The sequence below is a fragment of the Klebsiella oxytoca NBRC 105695 genome (genome assembly GCF_001598695.1).
GTDB lineage: Bacteria > Pseudomonadota > Gammaproteobacteria > Enterobacterales > Enterobacteriaceae > Klebsiella > Klebsiella oxytoca.
In genome coordinates this window covers 248608-264239 of sequence record NZ_BCZK01000009.1, presented here as the reverse complement: position 1 = coordinate 264239, position 15632 = coordinate 248608, and the positions used below count along the sequence as shown (strand labels likewise).

The following is a 15632-nucleotide window of genomic DNA, read 5'->3' as shown; positions in this document are numbered from 1 at the left end:
CGCGCAGTAGAATATTGGCGCAGAGGATTATCAGCGTTGCCGCCGCTGCTTGCCAGAACTGGCCTAAACCGCAGAGTACACCAATCGCCGCAGAGCACCACAGGGTTGCGGCGGTATTCAGGCCGCGCACGTTCATGCCTTCACGCATGATGACGCCGGCGCCGAGAAAACCAATTCCGGATACCACCTGCGCGGCAATACGTCCGGGGCTGTCCGGCGATGTTGAAATGGAGCTCAGAATAAAAACCGCCGCGCCGGTGGCGACCAGCGAGTTGGTGCGCAGGCCGGCCATACGCTGACGCCACTGTCTTTCAGCGCCAATCAGCGCGCCCAACAGCATCGCGGCGAGTAAATTTGCGATATAAGGAAACATCAACATAGTTTCCTCCATTTTTGCTGGAAGAATTAACTATGTGCTTTATTAAGCACACGACAAATTGTCGCCCGGAAGGCGATTAACGTCGTGTTGACGGTGGAGGGAATAATGTATTTTTAAACATGAACATGACGATTATCCTCGCAGCCATGCTGCGTTATTTTTATGGGATGCAATCGTCTGGATGAGGAGATTGCTGCCCGCCGGTTGGCAAGCAGCGCAGAAAAAATAGCGTCAGCTTGCCTTGATGTTTAAGTAAGGGTGACTGTCCAACATATTTCTCCTGTGTGAATTTGTGCTCATTATAGTCATTCAATTATTCGAGTAAAGTTAAAATCTCGCTTTAGTGACGATTTGTTTAGAATGACCTTAATGCGCAACTCCCGCCACGATAACCTTAACCCCGGCGCGAACCGGGGTTAATTGACTAATCAAAGACGCCATTAATTATCGACGTCACGATCGCCGTACTCAGCGCGATTAGCACCAAATCCTGGCCCACCACGCGCCATTCATAGCCAGGATAGTACGGCAGTTCGTTAAGCATCGATGCCGGAACCGCTTTTTTGGCAATCCCCGGCGGCAGAGGTTTTCCGCGAGCCAGATTTTTTGCTATCCCCGGCGGCAGCGACTGATAGCCGGTTAAACCGTAGTTTACCGCCAGCGAACGCGCTCTGGAGAAGCTGATATCGGCAGAGACATGATCGGGTTTGCCGTAATTTTTTCTCTGCCCCGGGTTTCCTTCTTTATGACCCTTGTTGCCCTTATCAACGTTGTTTTTACCGCTATTGCCGTTGTTACCGTTATTCCCATGGTTACCGCTATTACCATGATTACCGCCGCCGTTGCCGTTACCGGGGTTGGCGAAAACAGGCGTCGCCATCATGGTCAGCGAAAGCGCCGCCGCCAGCGCCGCTTGCAAAACTTGCTTTCTGGACATGATTTTTTTCCTGAGAGGGAGTACTCGCTATGAATGTAGATGAATAACCTCAGCGCAACAATCTCTTGTTTTCCTAAATGAAATTCTGGTCAAAACTTAGCGGCATGATGGTGAATTCCTTCAACCTTTGGGCGGGTCAAACGCAGAAACCAGCATACAACGCCAACCAAACCTTATTCACATTATTTTATTCTGCAAATGCCTTTTCACCGATGCGATTAAAAATTTAAAACCATTAACAATCAAATAACATTAGCAGGCAAACATTTCATCTAAGGAAAATAATAATATGTCTACCACCCAGGTCCTGGGCGACGCCGCGTTCGCCTCTCCGGGACGCTCCCACTCCAGCCTGACCGCTCGCATTGATGCGCTGCCCGCCTCCGTTGGCCTGTGGTCTTTTATCACCCTTCTGGCGCTGGGCGGTTTCTTCGAGCTCTACGATCTCTTTCAGACCGGTTATATCAGTACCGGGCTGCTGGCAGAGAATATTTTCCATACCGGCGAACAGGGTATTTTCGGGATTTCAGACCAGGCCGCCTTCGCCTCGTCTACCTTTATGGGGCTGTTTATCGGCGCCAGCCTGCTTGCGCCGCTGGCGGACAAACTGGGCCGCCGCCTGACGTTTATGTTCGCCCTCGCCTGGTACGGCGTGTTTTCCCTGATGATGGCCCTGCAAAGCAGCGCTGAAGGGGTTATCTTCTGCCGCTTTCTGGTGGGCATCGGTCTCGGTATTGAGCTGGTGACCATCGACACTTACTTAAGCGAATGGGTGCCGACGCATCTGCGCAATAAAGCCTTCGCTTTCGCCTTCTTTATTCAGTTTTTATCGGTTCCCGCCGTGGCGCTGATGTCGTGGATGCTGGTGCCGATTACCCTTTTCGGCCTGACCGGCTGGCGCTGGGTGATTATCTTCGGCGCGCTCTGCTCATTGATCATCTGGGTCATCCGCAAGAAGCTGCCGGAATCGGCGCGCTGGCTGGAGGAAAAGGGCCGCCATGATGAGGCCCATAAGGTCATGTGCGAAATGGAACAGCGCTGCGGCGTTTCTCCCTCGCCGCGCCATCAGGTGCAGACGCAGGAGCATCCGCGCAGGCTGGGAAGTTTTAAAGCGATCTGGGCGCCGCAGTACCGCAAACGCACGATTATGCTGATGGTGATGAACTTCTTCCAGGCCATCGGCTTCTTTGGCTTCGGCAACTGGCTACCGGCCCTGCTTTCCGGCCAGGGAGCGAGCATCACCCACAGCCTGCTGTATGCATTTTTTATTACCCTCGCCTATCCGATTGGCTGCCTGTTTTGTACCCGCTTCGTCCATCGTTTTGAAAACAAATGGCAAATTGTGCTTTCCGCGCTGATGACGGTGGTATTTGGTACCCTGTTTGCGCTTCAGAACAGTCCGATGCTGCTGGTGATCTGCGGGTTTATGATCACCTGGTCAAACGCCTGGCTGACCATTAGCTATCACGCCTACCAGACCGAAGTTTTCCCGACCCATATTCGCGCGCGGGCGGTCGGCTTTTGCTACTCCTTTAGCCGCCTGTCCACGGCGATCACCAGCATTTTGATCGGCATTATTCTGCAATACGCCGGTACACCCGGGGTAATTAGCTTTATCGTCGCCAGCATGCTGATGGTGATGCTCTCAGTAGGCATCTTTGGACCAAAAACCCGAGGGATTAGCCTGGAGAATATTTGATGACTGCCGCCGCCGGTTTAACCGGCGGCGTGCGCGGCTAATTTTTTCTCCTGAACCCGTAGTAGCCACGGCAGCGGCAATGCGCTCAGGGCGCAGAGCAGCAATATCCCATTCATCGCCCGCTCGCCGTTCCCGGCAACCGATAACAACCATGATGAAAGCAGAAAAGCCGCCGCCGTACTTAATGACATCAGGGTATTCTGTAAAAGGGTAAACCCCGCCCTGGCGCCATCCTCTGGAAAACGCATCGCCACTGCCGATGAGGCCACCAGGCGACAGTAGGCGGCCGCCAGAAACAACACCATAAACAGCCCGCCGCCGTGGTTGAAGGTAAAAGCGATGCTCAGGCTCAGTATAAACAGCAGACTGGCCAGCAGGCTGATGCAGTAGCCGCTGTAATGCTGGCATAGCTTGCCGGTGAGTTTAGTGGCGCACAGCCCCGCCAGTCCGCCAGCGAAAAAGAACCACGGTAATTGATCGCCGCTGGCCCCCATTTTCGCCGTCAGTAACGGAACCAGCAGCGGAATGATTAACATCGCACTGAACTGCGCGAGGGCGTTGCCGGAGGCGTAAAACAGCACCGATGAAGACCAGCGCAAATCTGCCTGACGGTTCGCCGCAATGGGCTGCTCCGGCAGCGCGAGTTTTATCAGTGGCAACGCAATCAGGCAGAGCCCGCCGATCGTCGCGGGGGCTATCTGCCAGCCGATTTTTTCACTGAGAAATAACATCGTCGGCATGCCGACGATGCTGACCAGCGAGAATGCGGCAATCGTTGAGGCCAACGCCCGAGGACGCAGGTGTGCTGGCATAATGTTGACCAGCAAACTGCTGCCCACCCCCATCGTTGTTCCGCCGACCAGACCGGCGAGAAAACGCCAAAATAACAATCCGCTAAAACTGGTGGTGGTCAGCGTCATTATCGTTAATCCCCCCAGCAGGGCCATGTTGCAGAGCAAAAAGCGCTGCGGTTTAACGTTACCGACCCATCGCCAGACGCTGACCCCCGCAATGACGGAAGCCAGCGTATAAATGCCGGTGACGTAACCCGCCTGGCTTATCGGCACCTGAAACGTCGGCGCCATCCAGGCAAATAAGGGATTAATAATCATATATTCGAGCGCGTTGATAAATTGAACAAAAGCCATGATCAACGTTATTCGTACCAGATATCCGGGCATGTAACACTCCTGACTGTGTAATACGGGGAGTCTAGCGTCTGGTAAAACCGGACATAAGACGGTAAAAATGGGGTTGTTAGTTATCAAAATTGGGATAATCGAGAGTGAAAAGATTGGATCTCAACGCGCTGCGGGTCTTCGTCACCGTAGCGGAAAATGGCTCGTTTAGCGCCGGCGCAAAAGCGCTGCAGATGCCCTCATCGAACGTGAGCCGACAGATATCCCAGCTTGAGCAGAGCCTTCAGCTGCGCTTGATACAGCGCAGTACCCGACATATGAAGCTGACCTCTGCCGGTCAGACGCTGCTCGCCAGTATGCGACCCGTGCTGGAGCAGCTAGCCGCTACGGAAGCTGAGCTAACGCAACAGCAGGCAGAACCCGAGGGGCTCCTACGCCTGTGTCTCCCTAACGAAATTGGCCCCTCGCTGTTTGCGCCGCTAATGGCGCAATTTGCCCTGCGCTACCCAAAAATAACCGTGAGCTGTACGACTAATCTGGCGGGAACGGAGGTGTTAAAAGAGGATGTGGATATTGCGGTGATCATCACTCGCGGCAAAATGGAAGACATCAGCGTTATTGCGCGCCCGCTCTTTTCTTTTCCCTGCTGCGTGGTCGCTTCCCCGCAGCTGATCGCCAGAACGGGTATGCCGACAGACAGCGAGCAATTAACCTCGCTACCCTGTATCACCACCGTCAGCGCCCTCGCGGGGCAAGCCTGGCAGTTTGTCGCGGCGGACGGGAGCTTTAAAAAGGTTAACGTCAGCGGACACTATCGCGTCAACAGCGGCGAAATGGCGCTGCATGCCGCTCTTGCCGGCGTCGGATTCGCTATTCTGGGGGAACAACCCTGCCGCCCGTTTATCAATCGCGGGGAGCTACAGGAAGTCACGCTTGAGTTACCGCCGGCGCCGTTACAGCTTTCAGCCCTCTATCGGGAGCGCCATTTTATGCCCGCCAGAATGCGCGCCTGGCTTGAATTTATCCAGAGGCAGATGGCAGGCTAAGCGCCTTCATCCTGCTGGCGTTCGCTAAAAATCGCCTGGGCATCGGCAAAGCATTTTTCCGCCAGCGACGACACCGGCTCTTTGTTGCGCATGATCAGCGCCAGCATCGAGTCGACCTCCGTTTCGGCGATCGGCCTGATTTCCAGGTTATCGCTTAACGCTTCCAGTCCGTTATTCAGCGGCATAATCGCGCAGCAGATCCCGGCCTGCACCGCCTGGATGATCTGAAACGTGGAATCGCTTTCAAAAACGTATTTTGGCGCCAGCCCCTTGGCCTTAAAGCTCATTTCAATCGATTCTCGGTAGTACATGCCCTTGGTCAGAAAGCCCAGCGGCAGCGCGGCCAGCGTCTCCCACTCCGGCGTCGCATCGGTAAACTGATAATGACGTTTATCATGCAGCAGCCCCATACGCGTATGCGGCAGCCAGAGCACGTTGAACAGTTGGCTATCGACATGGTGCAGGTAGCAGATCCCTAAATCCAGCTGGTTGCGGCTGACGCCGTCGATAATCTGTTCCGACGTCATGGACAGCAGGCTGAACTGCAGCTCCGGATAGTTCTCCGCCAGCGGTTTTATCAACTGCATCGGATTAAGGCTGGCTAAAGGCACCATCCCCACCCTTAGCTGGCCGACCATCTGCCCCCGACAGATAGCCGCCTCGGCTTCTAACCCGTCATGCGCCGCCAGCAGCGCTCGCGCCCAGGCCAGAATACGCTCGCCCTCCGGGGTAAATCCTTCAAAGCGCTGTCCGCGCTGGATAAGGGTTAAATTGAGCTCTTCTTCGAGATTGCGAATACGCATTGATAACGTAGGCTGAGTAATGTGGCACGCCGCTGCGGCCTGGCCAAAATGTCGTGTTCTGTCGAGCGCAATCAGGTACTTAAGCTGTTTAATATCCATTATCATCCACTGTTTGCGCAATCTGCTGCCGGTGCAGCAGGCAAAATGTTAGTTAAATGTTATGTTCAGCGTTGATGAAATTCAAGCGCCGGTCGACCGTTGCTCGTCCTGCGTGCCTGAGGCTACACTCATGGGATGCACCGGCAGGAGAAACCGTTGAAAACTCGCCTTCATCACGTTCAGCAGCACCGGCTGGCCATGCCAGGCCTGGAAGCCATATCGTTAGTCACGGATCAGCGCTTTCCGCGCCATTCCCACGACCAGTTCGGTATCGGGATTTTCACTCAGGGCGCGCAGCATTCATGGAGCCATCTGGGCAAAATTGAGGCCGCCGCCGGAGATATCATTATGGTTAATCCGGGCGAGATGCACGATGGTATTCCACTGGATGGCCCGCGCAGCTGGCAGATGGTCTATCTCGATCCTGAGCGTGTCGTTGACGAGTTGCAGGGAGAGATGAAGGCTGAAGAGATCCTCCTGCGCCCGGTAGTCGAAGACCCGATGCTGCGCGGGCAAATGCAGCGGCTGTTTCGCGAGATCGTTGCCAGCGCGCCGGATGACGCCGCCGTGGAAGAAGCGCTGCTGCTCTGCCTGATGCAGGTTTGCCAATTTCATCTCTGCGCCAGGCGGCCGGGCAAAATCGGCTCCCCCGCCATCGTGCTGGCCAGACAATATCTCGATGATGCCCCCGAAGAGAAAATCTCTCTTGAGGCGCTTGCCAGGCTTTGCGGTCTCAGCCGCTTTCAGCTGATCCGCGGCTTCGCGCGCGCGACCGGCATCACGCCACACGCCTATCTGATACAGTCCCGCGTTCGTCTGGCGCGTCGTCTGCTGATGGAGGGTCACTCCCTCGCCGATACAGCCTTCATGGCCGGTTTTGCCGACCAAAGCCACCTGACCCGCGCATTTCAAAAACAGTTTGCCGTCACGCCGGGCAGCTACCAGGCTATCGTTCAGGCGAGCCGCTAGCTGAAACTGTGCAATTTTGTTCAATACCCGCGCGGCGCTTTGCGAAATACTCAGGGCCTCGATTCTCTCCCACAGGAAGACATCATGGCATTTATCAGCCCTGAGTTTCTCTTAACGTCGCTTATTGTGGTCATCGCTCCCGGTACCGGGACGCTTTACACCATTGCCACCGGCCTGACGGCGGGCAGACGCATGAGTTTTGCCGCGGCCGTCGGCTGCACGCTGGGCATTATTCCACATATGCTGGCGGCGATAACCGGGCTGGCGGCCATCCTCCACAGTACGCCAGGCGCATTCGAGCTGGTGAAGTTCGCCGGCGTTGCCTGGCTGCTGTATCTGGCGTGGGCCACCCTGACCCAGCGCGGGAGCCTGAGCGTGACAGGCATCGAGCAACGCAACTCGCGTCAGGTCATAAGCCACGCGATCCTGATCAATTTGCTCAACCCCAAACTGCCGCTCTTCTTTCTCGCCTTTCTGCCGCAGTTTATCCAGCGCAACTCGAGGTCGCCGATCGGCGAAATGCTGATCCTGAGCGCTGTGTTTATGCTGATGACGCTGCTGATTTTTCTGCTCTACGGCGCCTTTTCTGCGGCGATGCGCGGATACGTGCTGACGCGTCCGGGGGTTTTACAGGGGCTGAGAGCCTGCTTTGCCGCCGGTTTCGTCGGGCTGGGGGTTAAGCTCATTCTGGCGCAGAGGTAGCGATTTTGCCCACGACGCGACGATCGCCGTGGGCAAAAGGGGTTAGCGAAGCGCTGTCAGCGCGCGAATCTCTTTCGAGCGCAAGGTTAAGCGCACGGGCGCCGATTTATACGATGGCGTTCCACTCTCTTTATCAAGGTAATCCAGAGGAACCAGAACGTTAGCTTCAGGGTAGTAGGCCGCAACGGTGCCCGGGGCGATGTTGTAGCCAACCAGCGTGATATCATCCAGCCGCTGATGGTGTCCCGGCAGCGCGGAGCGGATATCCACCCGGTCGCCGTGTTCAAATCCCAGCTCAGCCATATCCTGTTCGTTCATAAAGAGCACGTCGCGACGGCCAAACACGCCGCGATAGCGATCGTCCATGGCATAGATGGTGGTGTTGTATTGATCGTGGCTGCGCAGCGTCACCAGGCGCATCACCTCATGCCCTTCTACCTGCTGGTTTTCGTGCACCCCGTCGAAAACGGAGAACATCGCTTTGCCGGTCGGCGTGGGCCAGATACGCTCCGTCGGCGGCAGCGGCATGCGAAAACCGCCGGGATGGCGAATGCGCTGATTGTAGTGGTTAAAGCCGGGGATGGTCTGCTCAATCAGATCGCGGATCCGATCGTAGTCGGCGACCAGCGCCAGCCAGTCAATTTTGCTCTCCGTCAGCGTCGCCATGGCCATCCCGGCAACAATCGCCGGTTCCGAGCGCAGTTCAGGCGAACCGGGTTTCAGTTTGCCCGACGATGCGTGCACCATCGACATCGAATCTTCGACGGTGATCGACTGCCGTCCCGTCTCCTGCAGATCGAGTTCGGTTCGCCCAAGACACGGCAGGATGATGGTCTCTTTCGCCACCAGAAGATGCGAACGATTGAGCTTGGTGCCAATATGCACGCTCAAATCCAGCCCCCGCATCGCCGGAAAAGCCCGTTCGCTATCCGGCATAGCCACCGCGAAGTTACCACCCAGGCAGAGAAGCGCTTTCGATTTACCCTCGATCATCGCCTGCAGCGCTTTTACCGCATCATGGCCATGCTCCTGCGGCGGCGTAAAACCAAACACCCGCTGCAGGTTGGCCAGAAACTGGGGGCTCGGCTTTTCCGTGATGCCGACGGTGCGGTTACCCTGCACGTTGGAGTGTCCGCGCAGCGGGCAGATTCCGGCACCCGGCTTACCGATATTGCCGCGCATCAACAGCAGGTCGGCTATCAGGCGGACGTTAGCGGTGCCTTTATTATGCTGGGTAATGCCCATGCCGTAGGTGATAATGGTGGCGTGAGATTTGGCATAGGCCGCCGCTACCCGTTCAAGATCGCCCCGCGTTAAACCCGACTCGCGCTCGATATCCTGCCACTGCGTCGCCTGTAGATCCTGCGCAAAGTCGGTAAAGCCCAGCGTATGCTCATCGATAAACGCCCGATCCAGCACTTTGCCCTGCTCTGCTTCCAGCTGCAGCAGCGCCTTCGCGATGCCCTTAAGCGCCGCCGCGTCGCCTCCCGCTTTGACCTGGAAGTAAGTCGATGCAATGTTGGTTGAGCTGTAGGTCGCCATCTCAATGACGTTCTGCGGATCGGCGAAACGTTCCAGCGCCCGCTCTTTTAGCGGATTGAAGACGATAATCGGCACGCCCCGGCGCGCCAGTTCGTGCAGCGTGCCCATCATGCGCGGATGGTTGGTTCCGGGATTGTGGCCGATAGAAATCACCAGCTCGGTCTTATCAAAATCATCAAGTGAGACCGTCCCTTTACCGATACCGATGGACTGCGGCAGGCCGACGCTGGTCGACTCATGGCACATATTGGAGCAGTCCGGAAAGTTGTTGGTGCCATATTCGCGGGCGAACAGCTGGAACAGGAAGGCCGCTTCGTTAGAGGCGCGTCCGGAGGTATAGAACTCGACTTCATGAGGCTGCAGCGTCCGGAGAATGGCGCCGATACGGGCAAACGCCGCTTCCCATGAGACAGGACGCAGGGTATCGCTGGCCTGATCATAGGCCAGAGGCTGAGTTAAGCGCCCGTAGCCTTCCAGCTCGAAATCACTCCTCGCCAGCAGCGAGGTCACGGTATTGGTCGCCAGAAACTCTGCCGTCACGCGTTTACTGGTGGCTTCCCAGGTCACCGCTTTGGCGCCGTTTTCACAGAACTGAAACGTCGATTTATGCTCTTTGTCGGGCCAGGCGCAGCCAGGGCAATCAAAACCATCCGGCTGATTGGTCCGCAGCAGCGTGGCGGGAGCATCGAGCGCGTCCATTTGCGTACGCACGGCGATCGCGGTGGCTTTTAAGGCACCCCAGCCGCCCGCCGGACCATCATAGGGATGGACGCCGGGAACGACGCGTCTTCTATTACTCATGTTGACTCCTGATGCGCTTTCGGCGGCGGATTGCAGGTGAAATGCCGCCTGATGTCTTATCACCCGCTATCCGTCAAAATAGCGGGCGTTTTGTTAACGAAAGCATAACAATCTGGGCCATGACTGTATAATCAATGTTATCTATCACGCGTTAGATTTAACTTATTTAACGAATAATAAACACACAAAATCAGGTCAGATTGTAGTGGCGGTCCGGCACCAGTTTCTCCGGTAAGGGATATTGTCCGGTCATATCCAGCAGGTTGCGCTCAATGGTGTTACACATCGCGTTCAGCGGCAAATCGTTAGCGGCGGTACCGAACGGATCTTCCAGTTCCTCCGCCAGCGAATCCCACGACAGGAAGGTGTAGGAGATAAACACCGACACGAACGGCGTCATATAGTGAAGATCGCCGACCAGCGCAAACGGCAGCAGCGCGCAGAACAGATACACCGTGCGCTGCAAAATAAGCGTATAGGCAAAGGGCACCGGGGTGCTGGCCAGCCGCTCGCAGCCCCCCAGCGCGTGGCCCAGCTCATCAAGTTTATTGTCCATCAGGCTGAAGGTGATATCGCCAATCTTCCCTTCTGCGCGCAGACGCCCCAGCTCATCACCTGCCAGCAGCAGAATACGGTTGGTCGGCATCGAGCTGGCGAGAATTTCCTTTACGCTGTGCGGCGGCAGCAGACGTGCTAAATCAGCGCTCGGATCCGTCTTACGCAGCTGATGCTTCAGACTCCAGCTAAACGCGACCAGATAGCTCACCAGGCGTTGATGGGCTGCGCTTTCCGTCGGCAGAATATTTTTCAGCTGGCGCACCAGCGTTCTTTGGGCAATCAGCACCGTCCCCCATAAATTGCGCGCTTCAACAAAGCGGTTATATCCGGCGCTATTGCGAAATCCGAGGAAAATAGCGATGGCGATCCCCAGCAGGCTAAACGGCGCGACGGTAAGATGGATCCCCAGCCGCTCATACCATTGATAGCTAATGATGGCGATAATCGACATCATTACGTTAAGCAGCAGGCGAAAAACAATTTTGGACAGCACGGAGCCGTGCCAGTCAAACAAGCGAAGGAACCAGTGTTGTTCTGGCCGGATAATCATTGTATTACTTCCTGAAATTTCGCACGGTTAATATCCCTGTCAAACGGCAAGTTACCTGGACATTGGCTTTCCTCGCACCCCATTCGCTGACAGAAGTCAGATTCTGGGGACTCCCTGCGCCGCCGTCTTCCTGTAACTTGAATTATTCAGGCTATAGAGCGTTTCTATTAACCGATTGGATTCTTATATTGTTTAAAAACACGACATTGTGTCAGCCGGCTATTTATCAGCGATGAAAGAATAGCCGCTGAATTATGGTCCTTTTTTATTTCGCAGGCAATATTATCCGCAATCCGACATAACCCTCGAAAATCCAGGGGAATAATTTACGCGACAATCGCGGCGCTCTCTGCGCGACACGGGTCAATATGAATCATCATATGCAGAACGTTATGGTGGCTTAGCACCCGGGTCCGCACCAGCAGCGCAATATCGTGCCCCTCCGCTACCGATAAATGCCCGGGTACTTCGACATGCACATCGACCAGGATCAAATCCCCGGCACGACGGGTTTTCAGGTCGTGCAGCGCCACGACGCCGGGCGTTGCCAGGATAGTGGCGATTATTTGCCGCTCGCTATCGCTATCCACTGACCGATCCATCAGGTCATGGAGGGCGTCAGACGAAAAGGTATAGCCCATGCGGGTGACCAGCGCGCCGACAACCAGTGCGGCCACTGGGTCAAACCAGGCGTAACCGGCCAGATTACCGATGATGCCGACCGCAACGACTACCGAAGACGCGGCGTCCGAGCGGGCGTGCCAGGCGTTGGCAATTAGCATAGAGGACTGGATTTGCTTAGCCGCCCTTAGCATATAGCGGAATAAAATCTCTTTGGCGGTCAGCGCGGCGAGCGCCACCCACAGCGCGGTAATATGCACACTCTGAATAGATTCCGGTTGCAGTAGTTTGCCGCAAGCAGACCACAGCATACCCGCGCCAACCAGTAACAGCAGCGCGCCAATCACCAGTGAAGCGCCGTTTTCATAGCGCCGGTGCCCGTAGTGATGGTCGCTATCCGAAGGTTTGCCGCTTTTTTTATTGGCCAACAGCACAACGAAATCGGCCACCAAATCGGAAAGAGAATGAATACCATCGGCGATTAAGCCCTGCGAGCCCGAGAATATCCCGGCCAGTATCTGAAAACTGGATAAAAAGAGATTGACCATCACGCTGACCAGCGTCGTTTTACGCGCAACCTGGGAACGCTGCTTATCGTTACTTATTTTCATTACCGACACTTCCCCGAAGAAAAAGAGCAAGACTACGCGTTCAGGCTTAATTTTTCCTGAATAAGTCGCCGCCATTAAGAGAGTGTTTAATTATTTCTTCCGACCTTAAATATATAAATGAGAATAGTTTGCTTTTAAACAAAATAGCCATATCAATAATAGCCATGGCTATATTTCCGCGTATTCAACAAAGGGGCAAAATTAAAACTGATTCATCCGGCGCATTGCGCAATGATACGCGCCGTTGCGCACCGAGGCGCGCAGTATGCGAGCGACGCCGTGAACCGCAAACCGCGCGCTGTGCCGCTGTAGCGTGCTCATCGGCAAATTAAGCATCTCCTGCGCCCACGGCGGCAGCAGGTCAATTCCGGCGCGCATCATTATTCGCCCCACCGGCCGGCTCATACGGCCCGGCAGACGGGTCGACAGCAGAACGTGGGCAACTTCCTGGGTTCGCTCATCGCAGCGCAGCACCGGCCGCATCTCCTGCAGGTAATCAGCAATCTGCCGCGGCGTCTGTGGGATATCCCGCGCCCCGAGGCGACGGGCAACTTCGGCCGCTTCCTCATAGTATTGCTCCTGACGGGCGGCGCTGACCACGGTCCGCTTGTAGCGCAGATGCGAGGCCATAAAGCTGCTGCATTCGGCGACGTGCACCCAGGTCAGCAAGTGCGGATCGCTGGCCTGATAGGGCGTGCCGTCTTTGTCCTGGCCGCCTACCCGCAGATGGATCCCCTGTACTTTTGCAATCAACCGTTCGGCATCGGCGGTGGTGCCAAAGGTGGTGGCAGAAATAAACTGGCTGGTGCGGCGCAGGCGGCCAAAGATATCTTCACGGAAATTTGAGTGATCCCAGACGCCCGCCAGGGCCAGCGGATGCAGCATCTGTAACAACAGCGCGCTGACCCCGCCGCAGAGCATGGACGTGAAATCGCCGTGAACCTGCCAGATAGCCGACTGCGGCCCAAAAAGCCCCGGTTCGCCTTTGGGATGTTCAAAATCGATCTCTTTTAGCGCCATGCCGGTTAAGCCCAGAACCTGAGCTTCAATCGTTCCGCGTATGCTGATCATGACCCACCTGCTCTCATTCGTGAGCAAGAAAGATAACATTAATCAACGGCGGGGGCATTGTCCTGAAACGGCTTTAAAGGAGAGCGCCCGCTGAACGCGGGCACCCGAGAGGTCAGGAATTGAGCTGATAATCCAGGGTTATCTCAGCATTCAACACCTGAGAAACCGGACAACCGGCTTTTGCTTTCTGAATAATGCTGTCAAACGCGTCGGCCTCAATGCCTGGCAGCACGATTTTGCTCTGTAGCGCGATCTGGGTAATGGCGAAACCGCCGCCGGATTTATCCAGCGTTACCACTGCCACGGTATCAATGGAGGTCGCGGTGTAGCCCTCTTCGCTCAGCATCAGCGATAGCGCCATGGAAAAACAGGCGGCATGTGCGGCGCCGATAAGCTCTTCCGGGTTAGTCCCCTTCACACCCTCAAACCGGGTGTTAAAACCATAAGGCTGCTGGTTCAGCGCGCCGCTCTCGGTAGAGACGGTTCCTTTACCGCTTTTTAGATCCCCTTCCCAATGCGCCTGACCTTTCTTATGGATTGCCATGATATCGCTCCTTTTGTGACATGAAAGGGTTAAGTATAGAACTCCCTTACGCATTTGGGCGGCACGCGGCGATTTTAGGATCAATCCGCAGCGATATTTTTACTCATATTGATGCCGGTAACGCGAAATCCGGTGACTTCATAGAGTCGGCGAGCGCGCGGATTATCGCCGGCGACGCGCAGTTTTATTTGGCGGATACCCTGGTTTTTTAATTCATGCTCAAAAGCCGCCATCGCTTGTTTACCCAATCCCTGCCCCTGCAAGGACGGAAAAATATAAAAATCACAGATAAAGGCGGAGCGTATTTCTGCGTCAGGCTTATACCAGAGATAGCCAACCCGCTTTTCTGTACCGTCAATTTCATCGAATAAGCAGCGTAAAGCCTGGCCGTGAGTATTGACGCCATCGGGCAGATCCTCGGCAATTTCGCGCTGCGCCTGGGCCAATGCCGCCTCCGGAGAAAGCGCGTAATTGGTCGCGATCTCCGCCGCATAATCGGCAATAAAATAGTTCAGGTACGCGGCGTACTCTTCATCGCGCATTGGGCGAATAACAATCATCACAAGGGTCCTTTTATATCGTTAGGTTGCGCCAGTTTTTGCTGAATCTCTTCAAGAAACAGCGGCAGCGCGCTCGGCTGGTAGTCCCGCGAGAGATAAATCCCATACACGTTTAAGGCTTTTGGCCGCCAGGTCGGTAAAACCTGTTTCAGCGCCCCGCTGTTGAGCGCCCGCTGCGCCTCCAGCTCCGGCAGCATTGCGATGCCGCAGCCGGCTACCGCCGCCTCCATCAACAGCGAGGAGATCCCGGCGCTGAGGTTGCCGGAAACCGCCACCGTCACGCTTTCGCCGCTGGGGTCGCTAAACTGCCAGGTCTGACTGGCAAAATGGCTGTAATGCAGGCAGTTGTGGCGAGTGAGATCGTCCGGCGTATGCAGCGGCCCATTCTGCTGTAGCCAGCGCGGCGACGCGCACAGCACCGAACGGCAAACGCCGAGACGGCGGGCGATAGCTCCCGGCTCCGGATTGTCGGTGATCCGAATCGCCACGTCGATCCTTTCGCCTATCAGGCTTACCGGATGATTGTTGATATCCAGCTCAAGACGCAGGTGCGGATAGCGGGCGAGAAAATCGGGCAAAAGCGGAGAAATCAGCTGCATCGCGGTAAAATGAGCGCAGGCTACGCGCAGCGTTCCGCTGGGGATCGCTCGTTCACTCTGCCCGGCGATCTCATCCGACAGCTGCGTCAGGGTGCGCGTTTTTTGCAGTACCTTTTCCCCCGCAGCCGTGAGCGTCAGCTTACGGGTAGAGCGATGAACCAGTCGGGTGCCAGCCCACTGCTCCATCTGTTCCAGATAGCGGCTCACCATCGGCCGCGACATCCCCAGCGCCCGCGCGGCGGCGCTTAAGCTTCCCAGCTCACAAATACGCATATAGACCTGCGCGGCAATGACTCGATCCATAACTTGATTCCATCTGCACGTTTTATGAAACTCAGCATCTCTTTTTTCAGGAATTTTCGCAAATCAGGAAATCCGTAAAATAGCGCTTATTCACCTGAC

At 55.7% G+C, this 15632-nt stretch carries 15 protein-coding genes; 4 read left to right on the top strand and 11 right to left on the bottom strand.

From position 1 onward, the window contains the following. Both KO1_RS17350 and KO1_RS17345 read right to left on the bottom strand, forming a co-directional pair. A partial coding sequence (locus KO1_RS17350; RefSeq protein WP_148719761.1) for an MgtC family protein occupies positions 1-391 on the bottom strand: 391 nt, incomplete at its 3' end. 412 nt (positions 392-803) lie between these two features. Continuing rightward, positions 804-1316, bottom strand: coding sequence for an anti-virulence regulator CigR family protein (locus tag KO1_RS17345; protein WP_004101986.1), 513 nt, complete (start codon positions 1314-1316; stop codon positions 804-806). Between the two features lie 289 nt (positions 1317-1605). Here KO1_RS17345 and KO1_RS17340 point away from each other — a divergent pair, with 289 nt between their 5' ends. Continuing rightward, a complete protein-coding gene (locus tag KO1_RS17340) occupies positions 1606-3015 on the top strand; it encodes an MFS transporter (protein ID WP_064355561.1) in 1410 nt (469 codons plus the stop codon). Between the two features lie 17 nt (positions 3016-3032). Here the strand turns inward: KO1_RS17340 and KO1_RS17335 are convergent, their stop codons facing one another. After that, a complete protein-coding gene (locus KO1_RS17335; RefSeq protein ID WP_053064869.1) occupies positions 3033-4196 on the bottom strand; it encodes an MFS transporter in 1164 nt (387 codons plus the stop codon). 104 nt (positions 4197-4300) lie between these two features. Here KO1_RS17335 and KO1_RS17330 point away from each other — a divergent pair, with 104 nt between their 5' ends. Continuing rightward, positions 4301-5200, top strand: coding sequence for a LysR family transcriptional regulator (locus KO1_RS17330; RefSeq protein ID WP_053064868.1), 900 nt, complete (start codon positions 4301-4303; stop codon positions 5198-5200). Here KO1_RS17330 and KO1_RS17325 read toward each other — a convergent pair. After that, on the bottom strand, positions 5197-6102 hold the full coding sequence (locus KO1_RS17325) for a LysR family transcriptional regulator (RefSeq protein WP_004101980.1): 906 nt from the start codon (positions 6100-6102) through the stop codon (positions 5197-5199). The genes KO1_RS17330 and KO1_RS17325 overlap by 4 nt on opposite strands. Before the next feature lie 156 nt (positions 6103-6258). On the opposite strand from KO1_RS17325, the gene KO1_RS17320 reads away from it, so the two are divergent. Next, positions 6259-7071: a helix-turn-helix transcriptional regulator gene (locus KO1_RS17320; RefSeq protein ID WP_049593147.1), complete on the top strand. Its 813-nt coding sequence runs from the start codon at positions 6259-6261 to the stop codon at positions 7069-7071. Between the two features lie 84 nt (positions 7072-7155). Then, on the top strand, positions 7156-7773 hold the full coding sequence (locus KO1_RS17315) for a LysE family translocator (protein WP_024274151.1): 618 nt from the start codon (positions 7156-7158) through the stop codon (positions 7771-7773). 42 nt (positions 7774-7815) lie between these two features. On the opposite strand, the gene KO1_RS17310 is transcribed toward KO1_RS17315, so the two are convergent. The 7 genes from KO1_RS17310 to KO1_RS17280 all read right to left on the bottom strand — a co-directional run bounded on the left by KO1_RS17310 (position 7816) and on the right by KO1_RS17280 (position 15533). Continuing rightward, a complete protein-coding gene (locus tag KO1_RS17310; RefSeq protein ID WP_064407064.1) occupies positions 7816-10116 on the bottom strand; it encodes an FdhF/YdeP family oxidoreductase in 2301 nt (766 codons plus the stop codon). A gap of 190 nt (positions 10117-10306) precedes the next feature. After that, positions 10307-11224: a bestrophin family protein gene (locus KO1_RS17305; RefSeq protein WP_004101970.1), complete on the bottom strand. Its 918-nt coding sequence runs from the start codon at positions 11222-11224 to the stop codon at positions 10307-10309. A gap of 326 nt (positions 11225-11550) precedes the next feature. Continuing rightward, a complete protein-coding gene (locus KO1_RS17300; protein ID WP_004112917.1) occupies positions 11551-12456 on the bottom strand; it encodes a cation diffusion facilitator family transporter in 906 nt (301 codons plus the stop codon). Positions 12457-12657: 201 nt separating this feature from the next. Beyond that, a complete protein-coding gene (locus tag KO1_RS17295; protein ID WP_064407063.1) occupies positions 12658-13527 on the bottom strand; it encodes an oxygenase MpaB family protein in 870 nt (289 codons plus the stop codon). Between the two features lie 112 nt (positions 13528-13639). Next, entirely contained in the window at positions 13640-14071 is a 432-nt protein-coding gene (locus KO1_RS17290; RefSeq protein ID WP_004101962.1) for an OsmC family protein, read from the bottom strand. A gap of 80 nt (positions 14072-14151) precedes the next feature. Continuing rightward, complete coding sequence (locus KO1_RS17285) at positions 14152-14631, bottom strand: GNAT family N-acetyltransferase (protein ID WP_004101960.1); 480 nt, start codon at positions 14629-14631, stop codon at positions 14152-14154. Next, entirely contained in the window at positions 14631-15533 is a 903-nt protein-coding gene (locus KO1_RS17280; protein ID WP_004101958.1) for a LysR family transcriptional regulator, read from the bottom strand. Before KO1_RS17280 ends, KO1_RS17285 begins: the two co-directional genes overlap by 1 nt. Positions 15534-15632 lie beyond the last annotated feature (99 nt).